The sequence below is a fragment of the Psychroflexus gondwanensis ACAM 44 genome, assembly GCF_000355905.1.
GTDB lineage: Bacteria > Bacteroidota > Bacteroidia > Flavobacteriales > Flavobacteriaceae > Psychroflexus > Psychroflexus gondwanensis.
Genome location: NZ_APLF01000015.1, coordinates 1 through 24,436, shown reverse-complemented (window position 1 = coordinate 24,436; position 24,436 = coordinate 1). Strand labels below are relative to the sequence as shown.

Sequence of the window (24,436 nt, the reverse complement as noted above, 5' to 3'; positions counted from 1 at the left end):
TTGAAACCTATCCTACTTCATCCTTGCTACTTTGGTCCTATCGACATGTATGCCTGCATTGCGCAAGCAGACTCATTCGTTTTCGAAAAGGAAGACAATTATCAAAAACAGACCTATAGAACACGACAATACATCTATGGGGCCAATGGGAAACTCTTGTTAAATATCCCCATAAAACACAGGGAAAACAAGACAGATCAACACCAAAAGTATAAAGACATTCGGATAGAAAATGCCTTCAAATGGCAACGCCTTCACTGGAAATCTTTGGAAGCAGCCTATAGAACTTCTCCTTTTTTTGAATTTTATGAAGATGAGTTTGCGCCTTTATTTGAAAAAAAGGCTAACTTCTTAATGGACTTCAATTTGATGGCAACAAAAATTATTTTTGAATGCTTACAGCTGGATTTTAGTTTTGAAATTACTGAAGAATTTAAACTAAAACCAGAAGATTATAATGACAAAAGACATTTAGTCAACTCAAAGCGAAAATCAGCAGTAAATCTTGAAGAGTACATTCAAGTTTTTCAAGCTAAATACGGCTATATCTCAAATTTGAGCATATTGGATTTATTATTCAATACAGGTCCTTCAGCCTTGGGATATCTAGACTCACAAACGCTTATTCAGAAATCTTAAAGCTCGCCATTATTGGATAATGGTCTGAAAGCTTTATACTGTAATTTTTAAAGCTAGTAGTGTGCAGACTCTTCTCATTAAAAATAACATCTATACGAAGAGGCAAAAAATCGAAATCGAAAGTTTTTCCTAACCCATACCCAGACTCCTCAAAAGCATCTTTTAAATTGTGTTTCAATAACTGACTAGCCACGTAAGAAAAGGGGGTGTTGTTCATATCCATACAAACAATTTTTGGTAGGCTGGTAGAAGAAAAGCTTTTCGATAGCAAATTTACTTGTTCCTGTTGCTTCACAAAGGACTTCCCTACTCTATTAATTAATTGCTGGCGGTCTTCTTTTCGCAGTTCTTGGACATCGGAAATAATCTTTAAGGACTCTAAATGAACAGCATACACCCGAAGCGTATCCTTTTTCACAACAATGTCTGCATAAATAGCATTATTGTGGGTATTTGGGAAATCTACAGAACCTTTATGGATGATTTTATACTTGCTATAAATAGCAATCCCAACATTTGAAGACTTGGATTTATACTTTTCAAACACATAAGGATAAGAACTCATATCTAAATCATTTGCTTTGTAATAATCTTGAAAAGCAACAATATCTGGAGTCTCAACTTTTATAAAATCGGAAATTTTTTTTCCAACCTCAGTATTTTCAATCCAGTTGTAGTAGTTAAAAAGCCTGACATTATAACTCATAACTTTCAGAGAATTCGCAATCTCTTCCGGAGGCTTATCATTAAAAACAATAATTTTACTGAAATACGAGTAGCCTCCTAAAACTAGTAAGGCCGAAACAAGAAAGTGCAGTTTGAGTTTTATTAACCAATATAGTGCAAAGCAAATATTGATGAGTATAAATACGGGCAAGCCCAAATTCAAAATGGATAAAAAAGCTGAGAATTTTGGGGGTACAAAAGGGAGAATGTAAGCTACAAGCAGACAGATTGCAAAAAATACATTTAAAGCAAAACCTACCTTTTGAAAAAAACTGAGTTGTGACTTCATGACAATTACATGTCTTTACCAGCTTTAAATAGAAAATCTTTCTCTTCTTTAGAGAGACTATCGTAGCCGCTTTTGCTTATTTTATCAAGAATTTTATCAATTTTAATTTGCTTTTCTGAACGGTTAGAAGAATTTTTATCAGATTTCTTTGCAGATGTTTTATGAACCGTTTTCATGTTGCTCTTTCTAGATCTGGGCTCAAGCAATTCTGCGAACCAGTCTGTTATGCCTTGCAACCAGGCTCCTATATCATTACCTTTTTTGAGTTGAACGATATAAAGATATCCAATAAAAGCTCCACCTAAATGGGCTAGATGCCCTCCTGGGTTTGATAAAGGGATCTGAACTACGTCTAAAACTACTAAAAAAGCGGCTATCCACCACAATTTCAAATTTCCCAGAAAAAAAAGTCGCACTTGTAAGTTGGGAGCTTGAGTTGCTGTTGCTACAAGCGTAGCCATAACCGATGCAGAAGCACCGATAAGGTAAGAACGCCCAGTACCGCTAAAGGCTGGTAAGAGGTTATAACTTAAGGCGTATACTAGAGCTCCACAAATTGCTCCTAAGAAATAGAGATTCAGCATTCGCTTACCTGAAAAATAGGCGAGGAAAAATTTACCAGAAAAATACAGAATCAACATATTAGATAAAATATGAAATATTCCCGAGTGCATGAAGGCATAAGTTATTATCGTCCAGGGCTTGTAAGCATATTCTAGAAGATCTTTAGGAAATACTAGCCATTCTATGAAAAAACCAGTGGGGATTTTAAACAAAAACCCCAGAGTTGCAAACACAAGTGTGAGAATAAAAAAAAGGACGTTCAATCCAATCAGTTTTTCTAATGTGTCGGCTGTATTGTACTTATATTTTAATTTTTGCTTCCAATCCATATTAGTTCCATCTATTAGCATTAAATGAATTCTTTTTCCAGTACCACATGGTAATAAACCCGATAACCGCACCTCCAATATGTGCCCAATAAGCAGTATTGGATGGGCCTAGCAAGGTAACACCTGTAACAGCAGAAAACAAATTCATTAAAAAATATCCACCTATTAAATATTTAGCCTTAATAGGAATAGGGACAAATATTATAAATAAAGGTAAGTTAGGATAAACGACAGCAAAAGCTGCTAAAATTCCAAAAATAGCTCCGGAAGCACCAACCATGGGAGTCAGATAATTACTAAAAAGCTGATTGCTGACCTCTTTTGGTATAGACGGATATACTCTATATTCTCCTGTCGCCCTCACGCTTTCAAACATTTTAGAAATCTCATCTGGACTTACATTTGCTTCAATATAGGCTTGGTAAGCTTCATTAAATCCAATATAACTAAATAATATCTGAAGACCTGCTGCTCCTAGTCCTGCTGAAAAATAAATAAAAATAAATTTACCCTGGCCTAAGTACTCCTCCAATAAACTTCCGAACATATACAGAGCAAACATATTAAAAAGAATATGAGAAAAACTGCCATGCATAAACATATGCGTGATGATCTGCCAAATTCCAAAATTTGGATTCTCGGGAAACCAAAGTGCGAAAATTTTATAGGCATAGTCACCTAAATAATTGGCTCCAAAGAAAAATAAAATATTAGCTATTAATAAGACTTTTACAGTGTCGGTAATCCTTCCCATTTACATAAATTTTTTATCGAAGTCTGATGCTGATTGTTTCACGAAAACTAAGCGATTTAAAGGAGTTAGCATAGGTTCTTTGCAAGAAAATAACAGATTTACAAGTTCTGTTTGTTCTTCATTATGCAAGACCGCTCCATTTTTTATAGCCATGCTTTGCGCCAAGGATTTGGCTAACCTATCGGTTTGATCAAATCCGGAATCTGGAATATCACTTTCGAAGTCGGACAAGAGTTGATCTAGTAAAATCGAAGTTTCGCTCTCGGGTAAACGATTAGGAATTCCATTGATTTTCACAAAGTCTTCTCCGAGTTCCGAAATTGAAAACCCTGCATTGATCAAGGACTCTTTTAAGGTTTTAAAAACCCTTATCTCGTTGGTGTCCAGTTGAAGTTTTAATGGAAATAACAACTGCTGACTTAAGGCAGGCTTAGCTGTAATGTTTCTAAGAAGCTCTTCGTATAAAATTCTGAAATGAGCTCTGTGTTGATCTATAATAAGCATTTCTGACTTTGTGGAGGTAATGATATATTTCCTTTGAAATTGGAACGTCCCAGACGATTTATGCTGAGTGTGTTCTCCTTGAAACAATGAGCTGAAAACTTGTTCGCTTTCTACCTCGATATTTAATAAATCATCATTCTGTCCTTCAAGATTGGTGTAAAGTGCTTCCCAACTAGAATTGGGCGTGTTGTGTTTTGAAGATGGTGACTTAAATGTTGAGCTAAATTTATGTTCAGCTTCAAAAGGATTAAAATTCCGATCGACCACCACCGAAGGAATTTTAGCTCCAGACTTATGTTGATCGTAGTCTGTTTCCATACTTGCATCCTTATTGAAGTCCAAGACCGGCGACACATTGAATTGACCAAGACTATGCTTCACACTACTTCTCAAAATTGAATAAATAGCATGCTCATTATCAAATTTGACTTCTGTTTTTGTAGGATGAATATTTATATCTATGGACTCTGGATTTACCTGCAGATAAAGGAAATAGGACGGATAAGCCTTATCTTTTAATAAACCTTCAAAAGCGCTAGAGACCGCATGGTGTAAATAAGGATGCTTTATAAATCTATCATTGACAAAGAAAAACTGTTCTCCACGCGATTTCTTCGCAAACTCGGGCTTGCCTACAAAACCAGAAAGTTGAATTAAATCGGTTTCTTCTTTAACTGGAACTAATTTTTCATTCATTTTAGACCCCATCACTCCAACGATACGCTGTCTAAAATTTGCTGCCGGTAAATTAAATAATTCACTATCGTTATGAATAAATTTAAAAGCAACGGAAGGATGGACTAGTGCAACCCTTTGAAATTCGTCGATGACGTGTTTATGTTCTACGCTTTCAGATTTTAAAAAGTTACGTCGCGCAGGAATATTAAAAAAAAGATTTTTGACGGAAATAGATGTTCCTGTTGGGGTCACACAAGGTTCCTGCTGAGTAATATGGCTACCTTCAATCATAAGATGCGTTCCAACCTCTTCGTCTCCTGTTTTGGTTTTCATATCCACATGGGCAACTGCTGCGATTGAAGCTAAAGCTTCTCCCCTAAAGCCTTTGGTATGAAGATGGAATAAATCCTCTGCCGCTTTAATTTTGGAGGTGGCGTGACGTTCGAACGATAACCGGGCATCAGTATCTGTCATTCCCAAACCATTGTCTACAACTTGTATGAGTGTTTTCCCCCCTTCTTTAATGATTAAAGACACTGAAGTAGCATTAGCATCTACAGCGTTTTCCATAAGTTCTTTAACAACCGATGCTGGACGTTGTACCACTTCTCCTGCTGCGATTTGATTCGCAACATGGTCTGGTAATAACTGGATAATATTGCTCATGGATTACTGGGAAGAAAAAATTGACAGATCAAAATCTATGATCCACAAAAAAATGAATGTAAGGATTAAGGCTATCAAAATCACGGTTCGATTTACCCCTCTGTTTCCTCTATTCCTCGAGTTCTCTCGAGCTTCAGCCCAATGAGAACCAAAGTCTATAGAATTGTGGGTCTCTTTGTATTTGGAAAACTTTGAATCAAACTTATAAGGATTACCCGTATCTTTACCCTTGTAATACCGCGGGGTATAATTATACCTTGAATTTTTTCTTAATTTGAGTGACTTAAGTTTAAACATGTTTTTTTCTAAGACACCAAAATTAAAGAAAATCAATGAATTCTTAAGACTTAAAAAACTTAATTTAAGTGAAAAGTAAAACCGCTAAATTTTATAAAATTTAGCATCTTTTCTCAGTTGAGCCATTTTGATAGCGGCAATAGCGGCTTCAGCACCTTTATTGCCATGAACTCCTCCAGATCGAGCTTCAGATTGAGCTCTCGTATTGTCTGTCAATACACAAAAAATGACGGGAATGTCGCTTTTCAGATTCAAATCCATAATCCCTTGGGTCAATCCTTGGCAAACAAAATCAAAGTGCTTGGTTTCTCCCTGGATTACGTTTCCCACAGCAACAATAGCATCGAGCATATCAAAACTTTCCTGCATTTTTTTACAACCATAAGGAAGTTCAAAACTACCAGGAACATTCCATCTCACGATGTTTTCTTTGAGAACTCCAACATCTAAAAGGGCATCAAATCCCCCTTGAAAAAGATTTTGAGTAATATCTTCGTTCCACTCCGATACCACAAAGCCAATTTTCATGTCCTTGCAGTTTGGTAAGGATTCCTTATTGTAAACAGAAAGATTTTTTTCTGAAGTTGCCATATTAGAGAGCTTCTGCTTGTCCTAGATAAATATCAGCATTTTTAGCTTCAACAGAGTTTGGATATTCATCCTTGATACGGTTAAGGTATTTTCCTGCTTTTTCACCATCTTTAAGGCTAATGGCGGTGACCGCAGCTTTCATCAAAAACTTAGGAGTTGTGAAGTCGTTGGTGCGAAGGTTTGCTGCAGCAACAAAATAATCTAATGCCTCTTCTGGTTGGTCTAGTTGCAAGAACGCGTCACCAATAGAGCCCTTAGCAAGAGGCGTCAAAATTTCATCTTCAGCCTTAAATTTGTCTAGATATTCAATGGCCTCTTGATAATTGCCAATATTAAGATGAGAGATCCCTGCGTAGTAATTGGATAGCTCTCCGGCTTTAGTCCCGCTATAATTAGAAGAAATATCTTCAAATCCAAATTTACCGTTACCCCCTTTTAAAGATCTAGTAAACAGAGAATCTTGTTCTGCTCCTGAAGCTTCAATTGCAGAATCGAAAAATTGCTGAGCTTGATTCATCTCATTTGCAGCTTCTACTTCATTGGGATCTTGAATAAATTTCTGGTACCCAATAATGGCTAATATCACTACAGCTACAGTTATTATTATCCCAAAGATTGGTTTTTGGTATTTGGATAAAAACTCTTCAGTACTACTAGCGCCTTCATCTAAAGTATTAAATACTTCAGCAGTTGTCGATTCACTTTCGATCTGATTTTCGCGTTCAGCCTTATTCTTTGGTTTGTAACCTCTTTTTCTATAAGTTGCCATAATTGTGTTTAGTTCAGGTGGCAAAAATATAATTTTTATCCATATAGAATACACTATTTATTTGATATTTTTACATCTGGGCATTTAGTGAATTCAAAAGGAAATTTACAACAAATTAAAGCGGTTAGAACTTGACTTGATCTTATGATTATCAAAAAATTATCTCTTATCAACTATAAAAATTTCGAGCAATTGACATTAGAATTTGATTCTAAAATCAATTGCTTTGTCGGTAAAAATGGCATTGGCAAAACAAATGTTTTAGACGCTATTTATCATTTAGCCTTTGGGAAAAGTTACTTCAACCCAGTAACAAGCCAAAACATTAAGCATGAAGAAGAGTTTTTTATGCTTGAAGGAGAATTTTTGAATGGAGAGAAGGAAGAGAGAATTATCACTTCTTTCAAAAAAGGCCAGGGGAAATTAATAAAGCGCAATGGAAAGGAATATGAAAAAATAAGTGATCATATAGGTACTATTCCTTTGGTGATCATATCCCCAACAGATCGCGATCTTATTCTTGAGGGAAGCGAAACCCGAAGAAAATTTATGGATGGTGTCATTGCTCAAGGCGACAAATTATACCTAAACACTCTACTGAAGTACAACAAAATTGTATCCCAGAGAAATGCACTGCTCAAATATTTTGCTGCCAATAGAACGTTTGATGAAACCAGTTTGGAAGTTTACGATGACCAAATCATTGAATTTGGCGAAATCATTTTCGAAAAACGACAACAATTCATCCATAAATTTAAGCCTATCCTAGAGAAAAGGTATCAGGAAATTAGCAATTCTAGAGAAGACATCAGTTTAACCTATAAGAGTCAGTTCAACAAAGGAGAGTCTTTTAGAGATGTACTTAAGTCTGGGTTAAAAATAGATTTACAACGGCAATTTTCGAATTTTGGAACCCATAAAGATGATTTGATTTTTAAAATTAAATCCCATTCTGTCAAGAAATTTGGGTCTCAAGGTCAGCAAAAATCTTATCTTATCGCTTTAAAGTTTGCTCAGTATGATTTTTTAAAATCTCATTATGGCGTAAAACCGATTTTGCTGTTAGATGATATATTCGATAAATTGGATGAAGATCGTGTTTCTAAAATAGTAAAAATGGTCACCGATGCAGAACTTGGACAGATGTGTATAAGTGACACCCACCCTGAAAGAACTGAGGAGGTCGTAAAAAAGAATACCAATCACTATAAAATGATAAATCTTGAATATGAAATTTAGTTTATTAATAGTATGCTTTTGTTGTCTCCTATCTTGCAACACAAAACCCTCCTTGGAAGACGTCCATTATCTCAATGGTTTTTGGGAAATTGAAAAGGCCGAAACCCCCTATGAAACAAAATCTTATAAGATAAATCAAATGGTAGATTACATCCAAGTAGAAGACACTTTGGGATTTAGAAAAAAAATGCAACCGAGTTTACTAGGCAATTATCAATCCTCGCAAAATCGTGAAAACTTTACAATTCACGACGCAGGTGATAGTTTAGTCTTGATTTACGAAAATCAATACAACACCTGGACTGAGACACTATTGAGTATTGAAAAAAATAAGTTTGTAGTGAAAAATGATGAGGATTTCATCTATACCTATAAGCGGCATGAAAATTCAAAAATTAATCTTGATGATGAAGAATAAAAGAGCTAGAGAAGAACAGTCTATGAAAGATTTAATGGACATTTTTAAACAAAAACACAAATTGAATCCCGGATTGGATAAGGTGGACGTTGAAAAAGCTTGGATGAACGAACTAGGTCCAGCCATAAAAAATTATACAGACACTATTCGTTTTAAGAACAACATCCTTACGGTTCATTTATCGTCTTCTACCCTAAGAGAAGAATTAAGCTACGGAAAAGCTAAAATTATTAAACGGTTGAATGAAAGTTTAGGGAGAGAACTTATTCAAAAATTAATTTTAAGATAAATAATATGAAGTCTCAGAAAGTTACTTTTAAAAATAATAAAGGAGAAGAGCTCCAAGGCCATTTAATTTTACCAAAAACACAGGATCCTAAGGCTTATGCTATTTTTGCGCACTGTTTTACCTGTGGGAAAAACCTGAAAGTGATAAAACAAATCTCATTAGCTCTTACAAATTTGGGGATTGGTGTTTTAAGCTTCGACTTCACTGGCTTAGGACAGAGTGAAGGAGACTTTGCCAATACCAATTTTTCTCACGACGTAGAAGATTTGATCCAAGCTTCTCAATTTCTAGAAGAAAATTATACTGTCCCTTCGCTTTTGATAGGTCACTCTTTAGGTGGAACTGCGGCTCTATTTGCGGCTAAAAAACTCCAAAATATTAAAGCTATAGTCACTATAGCAAGTCCATCACAACCCTCTCACGTTGAAAATTTAATTAAAAGCAGTGTTGAGGAAATTGAAAAGAACAATGAAGCGTTAGTGAATATAGGCGGTAGAGATTTTACAATTAAAAAGCAATTTTTAGAAGACATTAAGGCTAACGATACTGAAGATTTCTTAAGCGATTTGAAAAAGCCGTTGTTGGTGATGCATTCTCCCTTAGATAAAATTGTAAGCATTAAAAATGCGGAAGAACTCTACAAATGGGCATATCATCCTAAAAGTTTTATAAGTCTTGATCAAGCAGATCATCTTATTTTAAACGATAGTATTGATGCTAGTTATATAGGTAATTTGATAGGAAGTTGGGCGACAGCCTATTTAAATCTTCAGGAAGAAGACAACCCAGCTTTAAAATCTCACAGTCAATCTTCTGCCACTTTAAAGTTGAAAGATAAATTTACCACGCATTTAAAAATTGGTGACTTTGGTTCCATTGGAGATGAACCTATTGACTATGGCGGTAATAACTATGGCCCTTCCCCTTACGACTTCTTAACCGCTGCACTTGCTGAATGTACTGCAATGACATTACATGTTTATGCAAAACATAAAAAATGGGATTTACAGGAAGTTAAAGTTCACGTCGACCACGAGAAAAAGAAAGTAGAGCAGAAAGACGGAAATACCATCCAACAAGATGTTTTAACCAAGAAAATTGAAATTTTTGGAAATTTGGATGAATCCCAGATAAAGCGATTGGTTGAAATTGGAGATAAATGCCCAATTCATAAGACGTTACACTCTGACCTTCAAATATCTTCTGAACTTATATCGTAAAACTTTTGTTAAGGTAATCCCTAATTTAGAGTGGCTTTGCTTTAAACTGTACATTTACACTGAATTTAAAAATAATAATCATGAAAAAGATAAGTTTGTTAACATTAACCCTAAGTCTTCTCGTGCTTGTTGGTTGTAACGAAACTAAGAACAAAGACGATAAAAAAGAAGATATGGAAACTGTTGAAGTCACAGATACAACTGTAACTTTAACACCTTTAATGGGGTCTCCAGAGTATTCTGAAGCTACGCTAACTCACCCAGGCGGAGATGTTATAGAAGTACCTGCAGGATCTGTAGATTTTAATTTTGCAGTAGAAAATTACGAGTTAGGTGCTCAAACTGCTAATGCAGGCAAAAATGGATTAGCAAATTCTGGTAAAGGACAACATATTCATTTTATCCTTGATAATGGACCATATTCTGCCCATTACGAAAGTGAGTTCAGTAAAGATATAAAAGAAGGTGATCACGTATTATTAGCCTTTTTGTCAAGATCCTACCACGAGGCTGTAAAAAATCCAACCTCTTTTATTGTTAAAAAAATAAGAGCTGGTAACCCTTCAGAAGATCAACAAATGGATATTGATTTTTCTGCTGAACATATGTTTTATAGCAGACCTAAGGGCACTTACTCTGGAGAGGATACTAAAGAGGTACTTTTAGACTTCTTTATAGTCGGAACTGAAATAAGTCCAGATGGTAACAGGGTAAAAGCCATAATTAACGGAGAAGAATTTTATGTTACAGAATGGAAACCACAAGTTATTAAAGGTTTACCTTTAGGTGAAAATAGAATTCAATTGATATTAATTGATGAAAACTTAGATCCTATTCCAGGTCCATTCAATGCTGTTACTCGAACCTTTACTTTAGAAAAGTAAAAGACTTTCAATTCTAATATAGTAAAATAGCCACGCTAAACAGCGTGGCTATTTTTTATTGGCACTTTTTCTTAATCTTGATTAAAAATTTCGGACTCAATAATCACCTGAGTACTCGGTTGATTATTAGTAGATACATTTTCGGCTGTAATCAATATCCGTTTGGGTTCAAAAGCTGAGGTAGTACTCAAAGAGCCCTTCCTTGTTGCTGAGAACATTCCGCTAGACATGTTGAGTTGTCCTAAGTTCTTAGTTCCTCGTGCTGTTTCAATCCAAACCACATACATTTCCTTTGGAGGATTTAAACGATCCGGTGAGGTTAAGTTTTCAACTTTAAGATCGATTTTAAAGTTTCCGTTAGCATCTCCTTTTACTTTAGCACTTACGTCTGCTCCAGGTGCAACTTTTGAAACTGGAAAATTTACTTTTGTAGCGCAAGACGAAACAACAAGTAGAAGAATAGCTGCTAGTGAAAGTAATAATTTACTTTGCATAAAATTTAGTTTAAAATTCAATGCAAATTTAAGGTTTATCTAGTGCTTAGCTTATATTTTATGATTTCTTAAAAAAAGTATAGCTTCTTGAATTTCGGTAGACATAATTTTATCTTCTTTAACGATGGGCACTTTGCCCCTGAAATCTGATAACAACTCCATTACGAAAGGAGAACTAGGCAAAGGTGCCCTAAAATGCATAGCTTGTGAAGCATTAAACAATTCTATCGCCAAAATACGTTCTACATTATCCACCACTCTTGAAAGTTTGGTCACAGCATTTGCTCCCATACTTACGTGATCTTCTTGGCCATTTGATGAAACAATAGAATCTACACTTGCAGGTGTGCATAATTGCTTGTTCTGGCTAGCAATGCTTGCCGCTGTATATTGTGGAATCATAAAACCACTATTGAGCCCAGGAGAGTTTACCAGGAAAGTAGGTAAGCCTCTTTGACCAGAAACCAATTGATAAATACGCCTTTCTGAAATATTACCAATTTCACTCATAGCTATAGCCATAACATCAGCAGATATTGCCATGGGTTGACCGTGAAAATTACCTCCAGAAATAATTTTATCGTCCTCTACAAAAACATTAGGATTGTCTGTTACACTATTAATTTCGGTTAAAAGAGTTCGTTCAACATAGCGAAGCGCATCTCGGCTAGCACCGTGGACTTGTGGTACACAACGAAATGAGTACGGATCCTGCACGTTTTGCTTATAATTTTTGGCGATTTCACTATCCTTTAAAATCCTACGAATGTTACTCGCCGTTTCTATTTGTCCTTTATGAGGTCTCAACTGGTGTACCAAATCGTCATATGGTGACATATTACAGTCGAAGGCATCTATAGAAATTGCAGCAATAGTATCTGCCCACTTGAGTAATTTATTCGTTTTCAAAATATTATACAGAAGATGAGCACTCATAAATTGAGTCCCATTAAGCAAAGCCAAACCCTCTTTAGATTGAAGAACTAAAGGTTTCCAGCCGAAATGGTGTTCTAGTTTAGAAGAAGCCAAGACTTTACCATTTATAGAAACTTCACCTTTTCCAATCAATGGCAATGAAATATGAGCCAGAGGAGCTAAGTCGCCTGAGGCCCCAAGGGATCCTTGCTCATAGATAAGGGGATAAACACCTTCATTAAAAAAATCTATAAGCCGCTGAACAAGGTCAATAGTTACACCCGAATATCCGTAACTCAAAGATTGTATCTTAAGAAGCAGCATCAAATGTATTATTTCATCCTTTACTCTTTCACCAGTTCCGCAGGCGTGAGACATGACCAGATTTTCTTGTAAAGACGTTAGCTTATCATCATCTATTTTGATGTTGCAAAGCGATCCAAACCCTGTGTTTACTCCATAGATTGGAGCTTTATTTTCTTTTTGTTTAGTGTTGAGATAGTGACGAGCTTTATTAATTTTGGATACAGCTTCTTCACTTAAGGCCAATTTGTACTTATTCTGAATAATAGTTTCAATTTGAGAAAAACTTAAAACGCAAGTATCGATATAGTGAGTATTCCGCATGATATTATCTTTAATTTCAAAGATAACATTTATTAGAATTTAAGCCTTGTTTAGTCTTTAAGCTTTAAGAAAGAGTGACCAAGTTGGTCTATCAAGTCTGAAGCTATTAAACTTTCCTCAGACATCCATTTCAATGCTAAATCTCCAGCAAGACCATGGAGGAACATTCCTAAAATTGCGGGGTCCATACTTGAATACTTTTGAGCTAACAGTCCTGTGATCAACCCTGTGAGAACATCGCCACTTCCTGCTGTCGCCATCCCAGAATTACCTGTAGAATTTACATAAATTTGATCTTTATAAACACAGAGACTATAAGCCTCTTTGGCTAATATAATGACGTCTAATTTCTTAGAAAAAGATTTGATTTTTTTAAGTTTATCAAAGTCATCTTTCCATGCGCCTATCAATCGTTTCAACTCTCCTGGATGTGGAGTGAGGATAGATTTCTTCGGAATGAAATCCAGCAAGCTTTCATGCTTAGCTATTAAATTTAAGGCATCTGCGTCTATAACCAGAGGTGATTTTGAATTTACCAACCAACTTTTTAAAGCATCAAAAGCTTCGGTTGAGGTTCCTATTCCAACTCCAATACCAACGGAATTAGGTTCAAACTCTAAAGAGTGATAAGAAATGAAGTGTGATGAAGAGTTATCAATTAACATGACTTCTGGTTGATGTTGAATCATCGTTAAATGAGCCTTATTAGGCATCATAACACTTGTCTTTCCAACGCCAGATCGCATACATGATTTTGCTGCCAAAATAATACTGCCCAACATAAGTTGGCTCCCTCCTACCAAAACGGCGTGGCCATAGGTTCCTTTATGAGAAAATCTAGACCTAAAGCGATAGCGTTTTTTAGCAGATTCTAAATCTACATAAGTCAGGTCGGAGGATAAAGAATTTAAAAACTCTTTGTCAAGGCCAATATCGATTATGTCTAGATGCCCTACCGAATTTGCATAATCAGGTAGAAAGAGCGATAATTTTGGGGTTTGGAATGTATAGGTATAGTCAGATTGAAAGACCTGCTCGTTTGCTGAGGGAATTCTATCCAAAAACATCCCACTAGGAACATCTATAGAGATAGACAAGGGCGACACTGAATTGATATACTGAATTAAATCTTGAACAAAATCGGGCATTGACCGGTTTAAACCAACACCAAAAATCGCATCTATAACAACATCTTCGGAAGTAATTTTAAATAATTGGCTAGCTTTATTAAAGTCTATAATTTTAACCTTAGCGGCCTTCAATCGATCTAGATTACTCTGATTATCTTCTGAACGGGTTTCTGTATAATTGACTAAAATAACTTCAACATCCACTCCCTCTAAAGTCATAAAATTCGCAATAGCTAGGCCATCACCACCATTGTTTCCTGGACCCACTAGAATATAAACTTTATAAGGGGATGTAGGTAAAATTGATTTTAAACGCAGATAAGCTAATTTTGAAGCACGTTCCATCAAATCCCATGAGCTTATGTTTTGTCGATCAATACTAAATTGGTCCAGTTCTGCCAATTGGGAAGCATCTAAAATCTTCATAGCCTAATTTATATCATAAAAATACTATTTATTTTTCAGTCAGACTCTTTTCCCAAGTCCAAGCATCTTTTAAGGCCTGCTCAAGTGATCGTTTAGCTTTCCATCCCAGTATTTTATTTGCTTTTTCTGTATCGGCATAAGCGGCAACAACATCTCCAGCGCGTCTATCTACTATGGAATAGTTCAACTTTTCTCCAGAAGCGCTTTCAAAAGCATTAACGACTTCAAGCACAGAGGAGCCTATGCCCGTTCCAAGATTAAAGACTTCAAAATTAGTATCGGTTTTTGAGGACATCAATCGTTCTAAAGCAACCACGTGAGCTTCAGCAAGGTCCATCACATGAATATAATCTCTTATGCATGTTCCATCAGTTGTGGGATAGTCATCACCAAAAACAGATAAATGATCTCGCCTGCCTATAGCTGTCTGAGTGATGTAAGGAACAAGGTTTTGAGGGGTTCCCAGAGGTAATTCGCCTATTTCTGCTGAAGGATGAGCTCCTATAGGGTTAAAATACCTCAAGGAAATCGCTTTGAGTTTACTAAAGGCTTTACACGTATCTAAAATAATTTCCTCCCCGATTTGTTTAGTGTTTCCGTAAGGTGAAATAGCTGGTTTAATGGAAGCATCTTCAGAAATTGGTAGTTGCTCTGCTTCACCATAAACGGTACAAGAAGAACTAAAAATAATATTTTGCTGGGGAAGTTTTATAATGTTTTGCAACAAATACGTAAGCGCTGCTAAATTATTTTCATAATATAAAAGAGGATTTTCAACGCTCTCCCCTACTGCTTTAGAAGCCGCAAAATGAATAACACCACTAATATCTTGATGAGATTTAAAAAACTCATTGACATCTAATTTATCTCTTAGATCCAGTTTATGAAAATCTGGTGTTGCTGAAGTGATATTGGTAATTCCTTCTATAACTTTCAAGGAAGAGTTGGATAAATTATCTATGACTATAACGTCGTAACCTTTCTTCTGAAGGGCTACAACAGTATGTGAACCTATAAAACCCAATCCACCAGTTACTAGAATTTTCATTAGTTAATTTTATTAAAATTGAACGGCAAATTACGAAAAATTCGAGCCTAAGGATTTTGAAACTATTATTTTTGCAAAAAAAATAGTTATGACCACAGATGATCACAGCATTCAAATTTTTAGATGGGTAAGCACCTTAGAAGCCATTTCCTTTTTAGTGCTCTTATTCATAGCCATGCCTCTAAAATATATCTGGGAAATGCCAGAATACGTGAGGGTAGTTGGTATGGCTCATGGTTTATTATTTATCCTTTATTTAATTGGCGGTTACTGGATGTATGAAAAACTTAACTGGTCTGTAAAGACGCTTTTTATTGTATTCCTAAGCTCAATTTTACCCTTTGGACCTTTTGTTGTAGAACGTAAGTATCTTCCAAAATCCTAAACTAACTATCCCCTAATCTGTCTTTTACAAATTCAACTTTGGTTTTTCCATGGGGTTTTGTATTTCCCTCCTCATCTAGACTGACCATTACGATTTTATCAATTTTTATAATGGTTTGCCTAGTCATCTTATTCCTAACCTCACATCTAAGAGTGAGAGATGCGCTTCCAAATTTCACCACTTCAATACCTATTTCCACAATATCGCCTTGTGTCGCAGAGCTTTTAAAATCAATTTCGCTCATGTACTTGGTAACTGTATTCTGGTTTTCCAATTGAATGATAGAATATAAAGCAGCCTCTTCATCTATCCAGGCTAAAAGTTTTCCGCCAAATAGAGTTCCATTTGGGTTGAGGTCTTCAGGTTTTATCCACTTTCTGGTATGAAATCGCATAGGCTTAAATTTTATGATCTAAAAGTTTGTGTTTTGCTTTTTGAATAATCTCAAAATGATCGAAAGCTAAATTAGATATTTTTTTGAGATTTATCCACTCAGCTTTGTTGGCATCGTCACTCCCTTTTACTCTCAAAGGTTTTTCTAAAATTACTCCAAAAACAAAAGAAAGAGTTCTACCCCTAGGATCTCTTTTAGGATTATCAAAATAATCGATAAATACAAAAGTACTTATTGGTATTGATAAACCCGTTTCTTCTTTCAATTCGCGTTGACATGCAGTTTTTACTCTTTCGTTATCCTCTACAAATCCGCCAGGCAGTGCCCAATGATTTTTAAATGGAGAATTTTTTCTTTGAATGAGTAAAACATAAATCTCCGACTTCCTTAAGGTGAAAAGCACAGCATCTGTCGTTACTGAAATAGATTGAGATATGGACATGTCTTTTTGAAATATGTATAATATAAAATTGACATTAGTTTATCTAAAACTCGCTCGTTTGTAAACAAACAGATTTTTATTGCAACATAATTATGATGTCAAGTGCAATTTATAAGTTTATTGAAAACCTTGCAAAGGAATTAAGTTCTCATGTTGAAAATGAACATAAGATACATTCAATCTACCTTTAAAATGTTAAGTCTGAATGGCGATAGCACTCTTGGTCCAATGACTTAGACAATTCCATAACTTCAATAAAATTACCTTATGAGTGAGATCAGCTCCAAGTAATAACATCCCTTTGAAGGTTTGATCTCAGACAACACTAAAATAAGACTTCTATTTGTCCAAAACCATTAAAACTGTTTCCAAAATCTTTTAATCTTAGCGTTTAGCATTAAAAAACCCCTCATTACTGAGGGGTTTGGAATTACAAATAATGTTTTTGTGTTATGACTTAGGCATCAAAACAGAACTTACAGCGTGAATCACACCATTAGAAGCATCAACATCAGCTAATACAACAGTAGATTTATTACCATTAGCATCTGTTAAAATTAAACTTTCACCTTCTAGAGTTGCAATTAATTCTTCACCTTGTACTGTTGGAATTGTAAAACTTCCACCATTGTCATTAATAGCGTTTACAACATCAGCCGCCATAAATTCTCCAGAAACTACGTGATAAGTCAAAATTCCAGTTAACATTTCTTTATTCTCTGGCTCAACTAAAGTAGGTACTGTTCCTTCTGGTAATTTTCCAAAAGCATCGTTAGTAGGTGCAAAAACGGTAAATGGTCCTTCACTACTTAAAGTTTCTACTAAATCTGCCGCTTTTAAAGCAGCAACTAACGTACTAAAGTTTTCATTACCAACTGCAATTTCTACAATAGTTTGCTGCTCATCCATTGCATTTTCAGTAGATGTTTCAGTTTCAACCACAGCTTCTTCTTGCTCTGCTGCTGCTTCATCCTTAGTTTCGTTGTTCTTACAAGACGTAAATGCAATCATAGCAATTACACTTAAACTTAAAATTAATTTATTCATGTTCTTTTGTTTTGGTTTGTTCAAAAATATTTCAAAAACCTTAAACAATACTACTTCACACTATAATTTTTTGTTAATTCTATTTAGCCATTATTAGCTAACATATCATTGACTATAACACCCTATTTAATTTGTCAAAATAAATCAACGAATTGAAAATTACTTATAAGTATTATGGAGCATCTTTCACTTTCAATTTGCATTGACACACTATATTAATAATATGGTTATTTTTATAAGACCACTTAACGAAAACCAATATTTTTTAATGGTTTAGTTTTTATATTAAATAATGGGATTAAAAGTCTAAGCATTATTTGTGAAGGCTAAAGCATTATATTGAGTCATGCAAATAGATTAAACAATTGAAATGTCTTAATGAATTTATAAAGAATGGGGAATTAACAATAATTTATCTTAAGCTTGTTCGCTTGTAGCCGAACTAATTTTAGCTTTGTGCAATGATTGAAAATTCAAGCTCAATTTATAAGTTTAATGGAAAACTTTCAATAGAATTAAGTACTCATTTTGAAGAGGAACACCATATGCCTCCCCTTGCCAGTAAGATTTATTCTGTTCTAATACTCTCAGAATCAGAATGCCTGACATTTGACGAAATTCTTACGATTACTAAAGCCAGCAAAAGCTCAGTATCCAATCAAATTAATTTTTTAATAAATGAGGATCGAGTTGAGTTCATTTACAAAGACAAAAAAAGAAAGCGCTATTTTAAGACTAAAGAAGATTATTTTAAGAAAACGCTAGAGATACATCAACAAAAAATTCAAAAGGAAACCAACATACTATCCAAAATTATCGATTTTAAGAAAGATCAAGGCTTTGATGGAGAACTCGCCAATATTTTTAAAAGCCATCTATTAAACGAAAAAGAAAATTTAAAACAAACCATCTATAAATTATCACAAATAAGCAATAACATTAAGACACATGAAGAATAAGTTAACTATCATTTCAATATTAGTAGCCATCGTAGTGAGTTCTTGCCAACAAAAAGGGCAACAACAAGCACCTCCTCCTCCTCAACTCCCTATTATGGAAGTTGAGACCAAGGATATAAGTACATTCACAGAGTATCCTACTCAATTAGAAGGAATTATAAGTAGTGACATAAGAGCGAAAGTGGCTGGTTATATTACAGATGTTCTTGTAGAAGAAGGAGCTGCTGTAAAAAAAGACCAAATACTTTTTAAACTAGAGACAAGAAGCCTTAGTGGCGATGCTTCAGCAGCAAGGTCTAGAGTAAATGCTGCACAAATAGAGGTTGATAAATTAAAGCCTCTTGTAGAAAAAGAAATAGTAAGTAAAAGACAAATGGAGACTGCGAAAGCAGGTTTAGAGTTAGCAAAAAGCGATCTCCAGAGTATTTCAGCAAACATAAGTTATGCTAATATCAAAAGTCCTGTAGATGGTTATGTAGGAACCATAAATTATAGAGATGGTGCACTTATTAAACCAAGTGACATGCAACCCTTGACAAAAGTGGTAAAGACCAACAAAGTTTTTGCGTATTTCTCTGTGAATGAAAAAGATTATTTAAACATGGTATCTACTCTAGACTTAGAGCCTGGATCTGACAAGGATTTAGAATCATCATTTCCAGAAATCACTTTGAAATTGCCTAATGAAAGAGAATATGAGATTAAAGGAAATATTACTAGCATCTCAAGTCAAGTAAATAGAGAAACCGGTACAGTAAGATTTAGAGCTACATTCGATAATCCAAAATCAATTTTAAAGGATGGATTATCGGGTACGATAATAATTCCAAATTACCTTAAAGATGCGGTAGTGGTGCCTAGAGTATCTACATTTTCACGTCAAGGAAAAGTATTTATATACAAGTTTCAAGAGTCCGACTCTACGGTTATAGAAAAAGCACTAGATGTGGTAAGAGCAGACCCCTATTTCGTTGTGACTTCAGGTATAGAAAAAGGACAAATGGTTGTTGGCAGTGGTGTCAATAAAATAAAAAACGGTGATAAAATAATACCAGAATCATCAAAGATGGATTCTATTGTAAACTCATTTGACAAAGTTTTTAAATAAAAATTATGCTTAAAAAATTCATAGAAAGACCCGTCTTATCTACAGTAGTATCCTTAATTATTGTGATGCTAGGTATTTTGGGAATACAACAGTTACCTGTCACGCAATATCCAGATATTGCCCCGCCAACGGTACAAGTCACCACTAGCTTTCCGGGAGCTAATGCAGAAACAATTCTTGAAAGTGTTATAATTCCTATTGAGGAACAAATAAATGGTGTAGAAGGAATGACCTATATCACCTCTTCTGCTAGTAATAATGGTAGTGCAACTATAACCGTTTTCTTTGAGCAAGGCTATGATGCTGATATAGCTGCTGTAAATGTTCAAAATAGGGTCTCACGTGCAAATGCCATTTTACCAGATGAAGTCATTAGAACTGGGGTAGTTACAGAAAAACAACAAAATTCAGCTCTGCTTTACGCAGCTATGTATTCAACTAATGAAGACTATTCCGATACGTATGTTCAAAATTATTTGAACATCAATATTAAGCCAGAATTGCAAAGGATAAATGGTGTTGCTAACGTTTCTGTATTTGGAGGTAAGAATTACTCGATGAGAGTATGGCTAGATCCAGATAAAATGGCCAATTATAATCTTAACGCTTCTGAAGTTATAACCGCTATAAGAGAACAAAGTCAAGAAGCAGCAGCTGGTTCCATAGCACAAAATGTAGGAAAAGCTTTTCAATATGTAATCACTTATAAGGGGAGACTTAAAACCTCTGACCAATATGGGGACATCATTTTAAAAACCTTCGATAACAACCAGTTTTTAAGATTAAAAGATGTGGCCAAAGTTGAATTGGATGCGTTCTCTTATAATTCATTATCCCGAAGTAAAGGATACCCAGGGGTCAATTTTGGAATTTTTCAAACTCCAGGTTCCAATGCCCAAGAAATTATCGAAAATATTTACGATAAGATGGATGAACTTGAGCAAAATTTTCCCGAAGGAGTGGAATATCTTGTCAATTACGATACCAATGAATTTTTAACAGCCTCTATTTCTAAAGTTCAGGAAACTTTAATTGAAGCCTTTTTATTGGTTTTCTTGGTTGTTTTTATTTTTCTTCAAGACCTCAAATCAACATTAATCCCCGCGATTGCTGTTCCTGTTTCTATTATAGGTACATTTTTCTTTCTGAATTTATTTGGGTACTCTATAAATCTGCTTACTTTATTTGCCCTCTTACTCGCCATTGGTATTGTAGTAGATGATGCCATTGTTGTAGTTGAGGCAGTACACGCCAAGCTAGAAGGAGGCGCGAAAGATGCAAAAGAAGCTTCCATTTCAGCCATGAGTGAAATAAGCGGAGCCATTATATCAATTACCCTAGTGATGGCTGCGGTATTTATTCCAATTACCTTTATAAAAGGACCTGCTGGAGTATTTTACGAGCAATTTGGAGTCACCCTTATTGTTGCAATTGCGATTTCTGCAGTCAATGCATTAACGCTAAGTCCAGCCTTGTGTGCCCTTTTCTTAAAACCGCCTAAAGAACAAAAGGATAAGCCTAGTTTGCTTCAACGATTTTATAATGCATTTAATTCTGGATTTAATGCCCTTTTAGGGAAATATGTACATTCCTTAAAATTTTTAGTAAGACAAAAATGGATTACTGTTCTTATTCTTATTGTTGCAGTTGTTGCCATTTATTTTGCTAATTCTCTTACTCCTAAAGGATTTGTACCTTCCGAAGACAGAGGTGTGGTATTTATGAATATGGAATTACCCGTAGGTGCATCTTTAGATAGAACATTTGAAGCTACTGAAACCTTATATGAAAAAATACAGGATATTGAAGGTATAAGAACAGCCTCATTAATTACAGGAAGAAACTTTTTCTCAGGAGCTGGAAGTTCTTATGCTCAAGGCTTTATTATCCTCGATAATTGGGAAAAGAGAACAACAGATGCCACACAAATTAATGCCATTATAGGTCAATTGAACCAGGCCACCTCAGGAATTACAGATGCAAATATCCAATTCTTTACCCCGCCAAGTGTTCCAGGCTACGGTGCTGCAGACGGATTTGAAATGCAACTTATAGATAAATCTGCAGGGTCTTTCACCGACCTAGATAATACGGCTCAAAAATTTGTGGGAGGTTTGTTTAGAGAGAACTCCATTGCCTTTGCTAATAGTTCTTTTAGCTCAAAATTTCCTCAATACAATTTAGAACTCGATGTTCCAAAGATAAAAACAAGTGGTCTTAGTGTTAACGATGTCCTTATAACCATGCAATCTTTTGTTGGCGGATTCTATGTATCTAACTTTTCAAGATTCGGAAAACAGTACCGGGTTTTTGTACAATCTCTTCCAGAAGATCGAGAAGATGAAGGGAGTTTAAACAGTATTTATGTTAGACTTCCTTCTGGTGAACAAGCACCCATTTCTGAATTTGTAAGCTTAGAGAGAATTTACGGTCCACAGGTCGTCAACAGGTTTAACTTATATAATGCGGTAACCATTAATGGAGCTTCGGCACCGGGGTTTAGTTCTGGAGATGCTATCCAGGCCATTCAAAAAACGGCCGATGAGCAATTGGGGACCAATTATGATATTGCTTTTTCTGGGATTACTAGAGAAGAAATTGCTGCAAGTGGGCAATCCATTGTGATTTTCGCTTTAAGTATACTTTTCGTCTACTTTTTCTTAGCAGCTCAGTATGAAAGTTATATGCTCCCCTTTGCCGTCATTCTGTCTCTACCTGTAGGAGTAGCTGGAGCCTTCTGGACGACTAACCTATCAGGACTCGAAAATAATATTTATTTCCAGATTGCCCTCATCATGCTTGTAGGCCTCTTGGCAAAAAATGCCATTTTAATAGTAGAATTTGCTATTCAACGTCGAAAAGAAGGGATGAGCATTTATGATGCAGCGCTAGATGGTGCCAAGGTGAGACTCCGACCAATTTTAATGACCTCTTTTGCATTTATTCTCGGGCTATTGCCCTTGGTCTTAGCAACTGGAGTTGGAGCCAAAGGAAATAATTCTATTGGAACTGGAGCAGCGGGCGGATTACTTGTTGGGACGGTGATAGGTGTATTTGTTATCCCTGTCCTTTTTGTGATTTTCCAATGGTTACAAGAAAAAGTAAGTCCATCGAGCCGAGCTCGAGCAGAACAAAATCAACTTAATTCTAAAGACTCTAAATAGATTATGAAATATATTATTAAATCCATACTTGTTATTTGTTGCTTGGCTACAGTCCAGTCCTGTTTTGTAGCTAAAGATTACGAAAGACCAGAAGAAGAGATCGACCCTATAAAGTATAGAACAGACCAGTTAGAAAGTGATACGCTATCTATTTCTAAAGTAAGCTGGAAAGAAATGTTTACAGATACAGTTCTTCAGAATCATATTGAAGAGGCTTTAGAAAATAACCAAGATATACGGATTGCCTTACAACAAATAAATGCTGCGAATTCTTACTATAAGCAAGGTAAAGCAGGTTATTATCCAACAGTAAATATCAATGGATCATTTACCCATCAAGAGTTATCTCCCAACTCACAATTTGGGGGTTTCTTCTCCTCGTTGGATCAATATGAGTTAAGCTCTAGTTTATCCTGGGAAGCTGATGTTTGGGGTAAAATACGCAGTAATAAAAGAGCAGCTCAAGCCAGCTACATGCAATCTCAGGCAGCTCATAAAGTTGTTAAAACAGATCTTATTGCTAGAATAGCTTCTGGATATTATCAGATATTAGCTTTGGATGAGCAAGTTAAAATTACAGAGGAAACAGTACAGAGTAGACAAAGAAGTTTAGAAACCTCTATAGCCTTAAAAAAAGCTGGAAACCTTACCTCTGTTGCTGTAAAGCAAACTGAAGCTCAATTTTATGCAGCCAAGGCACTTTTACTTGATTTGAAAAACGAAATCAAACTCTTGGAAAATACATTGTCAATATTAAAAGGTCAATCTCCTCAGGACTTTAAAAGAAGTGAGTTTTCAACTCAAGAAATCGATCAAGAATTGACAACTGGTGTAGCTTCAGATTTATTGGAAAACAGACCTGATGTCATCGCAGCAGAATACCAACTGATCAATGCTTTCGAACTGACCAATGTTGCCAAAAGTAAGTTCTATCCCTCCATTACTATTTCAGCCACTGGAGGTTTTCAAAGTTTGGATATTTCAGATTTCATCTCTACCAATTCTTTATTTCTTACGCTAGTTGGAGGTCTTACTCAACCTATTTTTAATAGACGACAAATCAAAACCGAATATGAGGTTGCTCTAAGTCAAAAAGAACAAGCTTTGTTGAGCTTTGAAAGAACACTACTCACTGCCAGTAGGGAAGTATCTGATGCTATGCTCAATTTTGAAAATGCAACCGAGAGAATTGAAATAAAATCTAAGGAATATGAAGCCTATCAAAGCGCCTTAGATGATTCTAAAGAATTACTGAACAGTGGCTTGGCCAACTATCTTGAAGTCTTAAATGCTCAAGAAAATGCACTAAATACACAACTAGAAGTTGTACAAATTAAGTTTGATAAATTTAGTGCAGTAGTTGAACTTTATAGAAGTTTAGGGGGGGGGCTGGGAATAATCTTGACATTCCATTCATAAAAAAACCGAGCTAAAAGCTCGG

Annotated in this window: 25 protein-coding genes; 11 read left to right on the top strand and 14 right to left on the bottom strand. The window is 35.4% G+C overall.

Features of this window, described 5'->3' with window-relative positions; genetic code table 11:
- Positions 1-639, top strand: a complete 639-nt coding sequence (locus PGOND44_RS12340; RefSeq protein ID WP_003442867.1) for a WbqC family protein — start codon at positions 1-3, stop codon at positions 637-639.
- Here the strand turns inward: PGOND44_RS12340 and PGOND44_RS12335 are convergent.
- The 7 genes from PGOND44_RS12335 to PGOND44_RS12305 all read right to left on the bottom strand — a co-directional run bounded on the left by PGOND44_RS12335 (position 623) and on the right by PGOND44_RS12305 (position 6,806).
- Complete coding sequence (locus PGOND44_RS12335; RefSeq protein WP_003442866.1) at positions 623-1,654, bottom strand: endonuclease/exonuclease/phosphatase family protein; 1,032 nt, start codon at positions 1,652-1,654, stop codon at positions 623-625. The genes PGOND44_RS12340 and PGOND44_RS12335 overlap by 17 nt on opposite strands.
- A 5-nt stretch (positions 1,655-1,659) precedes the next feature.
- Positions 1,660-2,547 (bottom strand): rhomboid family intramembrane serine protease, encoded by an 888-nt coding sequence (locus PGOND44_RS12330; protein ID WP_040556146.1) that lies wholly within the window; start codon positions 2,545-2,547, stop codon positions 1,660-1,662.
- A gap of 1 nt (position 2,548) precedes the next feature.
- Positions 2,549-3,301 (bottom strand): rhomboid family intramembrane serine protease, encoded by a 753-nt coding sequence (locus tag PGOND44_RS12325; protein ID WP_003442861.1) that lies wholly within the window; start codon positions 3,299-3,301, stop codon positions 2,549-2,551.
- Positions 3,302-5,149 carry a DNA mismatch repair endonuclease MutL gene (gene mutL, locus PGOND44_RS12320; RefSeq protein WP_003442860.1) on the bottom strand — a complete coding sequence of 616 codons (1,848 nt, stop codon included), beginning with the start codon at positions 5,147-5,149 and terminating at the stop codon, positions 3,302-3,304.
- 3 nt (positions 5,150-5,152) lie between these two features.
- Positions 5,153-5,446 carry a hypothetical protein gene (locus PGOND44_RS15915; protein WP_003442857.1) on the bottom strand — a complete coding sequence of 98 codons (294 nt, stop codon included), beginning with the start codon at positions 5,444-5,446 and terminating at the stop codon, positions 5,153-5,155.
- Between the two features lie 84 nt (positions 5,447-5,530).
- On the bottom strand, positions 5,531-6,037 hold the full coding sequence (gene ribH / locus PGOND44_RS12310; RefSeq protein ID WP_003442851.1) for a 6,7-dimethyl-8-ribityllumazine synthase: 507 nt from the start codon (positions 6,035-6,037) through the stop codon (positions 5,531-5,533).
- A 1-nt stretch (position 6,038) separates the two neighbouring features.
- Positions 6,039-6,806 (bottom strand): tetratricopeptide repeat protein, encoded by a 768-nt coding sequence (locus PGOND44_RS12305; RefSeq protein WP_003442840.1) that lies wholly within the window; start codon positions 6,804-6,806, stop codon positions 6,039-6,041.
- A 144-nt stretch (positions 6,807-6,950) separates the two neighbouring features.
- Here PGOND44_RS12305 and recF point away from each other — a divergent pair, with 144 nt between their 5' ends.
- The 5 genes from recF (at position 6,951) to PGOND44_RS12280 (ending at position 10,856) form a co-directional block, all read left to right on the top strand.
- Entirely contained in the window at positions 6,951-8,045 is a 1,095-nt protein-coding gene (gene recF, locus PGOND44_RS12300; protein WP_003442837.1) for a DNA replication/repair protein RecF, read from the top strand.
- Positions 8,046-8,097: 52 nt separating this feature from the next.
- Complete coding sequence (locus tag PGOND44_RS12295; RefSeq protein ID WP_003442834.1) at positions 8,098-8,463, top strand: hypothetical protein; 366 nt, start codon at positions 8,098-8,100, stop codon at positions 8,461-8,463.
- The gene (locus tag PGOND44_RS12290) at positions 8,453-8,752 is read left to right on the top strand and encodes a DUF721 domain-containing protein (protein WP_190311258.1); all 300 of its coding nucleotides are present in this window, start codon (positions 8,453-8,455) and stop codon (positions 8,750-8,752) included. The genes PGOND44_RS12295 and PGOND44_RS12290 overlap by 11 nt, the downstream gene beginning before the upstream one ends.
- Before the next feature lie 5 nt (positions 8,753-8,757).
- Positions 8,758-9,972, top strand: a complete 1,215-nt coding sequence (locus PGOND44_RS12285; RefSeq protein ID WP_003442828.1) for a bifunctional alpha/beta hydrolase/OsmC family protein — start codon at positions 8,758-8,760, stop codon at positions 9,970-9,972.
- A gap of 80 nt (positions 9,973-10,052) precedes the next feature.
- Positions 10,053-10,856 carry a hypothetical protein gene (locus PGOND44_RS12280; RefSeq protein ID WP_003442825.1) on the top strand — a complete coding sequence of 268 codons (804 nt, stop codon included), beginning with the start codon at positions 10,053-10,055 and terminating at the stop codon, positions 10,854-10,856.
- Between the two features lie 71 nt (positions 10,857-10,927).
- On the opposite strand, the gene PGOND44_RS12275 is transcribed toward PGOND44_RS12280, so the two are convergent.
- The 4 genes from PGOND44_RS12275 to galE are packed head-to-tail and all read right to left on the bottom strand — an operon-like array spanning position 10,928 to position 15,496.
- Positions 10,928-11,350, bottom strand: coding sequence for a hypothetical protein (locus tag PGOND44_RS12275; RefSeq protein ID WP_003442822.1), 423 nt, complete (start codon positions 11,348-11,350; stop codon positions 10,928-10,930).
- A 51-nt stretch (positions 11,351-11,401) separates the two neighbouring features.
- The gene (gene hutH, locus PGOND44_RS12270) at positions 11,402-12,892 is read right to left on the bottom strand and encodes a histidine ammonia-lyase (RefSeq protein WP_003442819.1); all 1,491 of its coding nucleotides are present in this window, start codon (positions 12,890-12,892) and stop codon (positions 11,402-11,404) included.
- Between the two features lie 50 nt (positions 12,893-12,942).
- Complete coding sequence (locus tag PGOND44_RS12265) at positions 12,943-14,448, bottom strand: NAD(P)H-hydrate dehydratase (protein WP_003442816.1); 1,506 nt, start codon at positions 14,446-14,448, stop codon at positions 12,943-12,945.
- A gap of 28 nt (positions 14,449-14,476) precedes the next feature.
- The gene (gene galE / locus PGOND44_RS12260) at positions 14,477-15,496 is read right to left on the bottom strand and encodes a UDP-glucose 4-epimerase GalE (RefSeq protein WP_003442813.1); all 1,020 of its coding nucleotides are present in this window, start codon (positions 15,494-15,496) and stop codon (positions 14,477-14,479) included.
- 88 nt (positions 15,497-15,584) lie between these two features.
- Here galE and PGOND44_RS12255 point away from each other — a divergent pair, with 88 nt between their 5' ends.
- The gene (locus tag PGOND44_RS12255) at positions 15,585-15,881 is read left to right on the top strand and encodes a DUF3817 domain-containing protein (RefSeq protein ID WP_003442810.1); all 297 of its coding nucleotides are present in this window, start codon (positions 15,585-15,587) and stop codon (positions 15,879-15,881) included.
- 1 nt (position 15,882) lies between these two features.
- Here the strand turns inward: PGOND44_RS12255 and PGOND44_RS12250 are convergent, their stop codons facing one another.
- The 3 genes from PGOND44_RS12250 to PGOND44_RS12240 form a co-directional block, all read right to left on the bottom strand.
- Complete coding sequence (locus PGOND44_RS12250) at positions 15,883-16,275, bottom strand: acyl-CoA thioesterase (protein ID WP_003442807.1); 393 nt, start codon at positions 16,273-16,275, stop codon at positions 15,883-15,885.
- 4 nt (positions 16,276-16,279) lie between these two features.
- Positions 16,280-16,717 (bottom strand): NUDIX domain-containing protein, encoded by a 438-nt coding sequence (locus PGOND44_RS12245; protein WP_003442804.1) that lies wholly within the window; start codon positions 16,715-16,717, stop codon positions 16,280-16,282.
- 450 nt (positions 16,718-17,167) lie between these two features.
- Entirely contained in the window at positions 17,168-17,764 is a 597-nt protein-coding gene (locus PGOND44_RS12240; RefSeq protein WP_003442801.1) for a fasciclin domain-containing protein, read from the bottom strand.
- Between the two features lie 461 nt (positions 17,765-18,225).
- Here PGOND44_RS12240 and PGOND44_RS12235 point away from each other — a divergent pair, with 461 nt between their 5' ends.
- Genes PGOND44_RS12235 through PGOND44_RS12220 form a run of 4 tightly spaced genes read left to right on the top strand, consistent with a single transcriptional unit; the run spans position 18,226 to position 24,414 of the window.
- On the top strand, positions 18,226-18,723 hold the full coding sequence (locus tag PGOND44_RS12235) for a GbsR/MarR family transcriptional regulator (RefSeq protein WP_003442798.1): 498 nt from the start codon (positions 18,226-18,228) through the stop codon (positions 18,721-18,723).
- The gene (locus PGOND44_RS12230) at positions 18,713-19,831 is read left to right on the top strand and encodes an efflux RND transporter periplasmic adaptor subunit (RefSeq protein WP_003442796.1); all 1,119 of its coding nucleotides are present in this window, start codon (positions 18,713-18,715) and stop codon (positions 19,829-19,831) included. Before PGOND44_RS12235 ends, PGOND44_RS12230 begins: the two co-directional genes overlap by 11 nt.
- A 5-nt stretch (positions 19,832-19,836) precedes the next feature.
- Positions 19,837-22,995, top strand: coding sequence for an efflux RND transporter permease subunit (locus PGOND44_RS12225; protein WP_003442795.1), 3,159 nt, complete (start codon positions 19,837-19,839; stop codon positions 22,993-22,995).
- Positions 22,996-22,998: 3 nt separating this feature from the next.
- Positions 22,999-24,414: an efflux transporter outer membrane subunit gene (locus tag PGOND44_RS12220; protein WP_003442794.1), complete on the top strand. Its 1,416-nt coding sequence runs from the start codon at positions 22,999-23,001 to the stop codon at positions 24,412-24,414.
- Positions 24,415-24,436 lie beyond the last annotated feature (22 nt).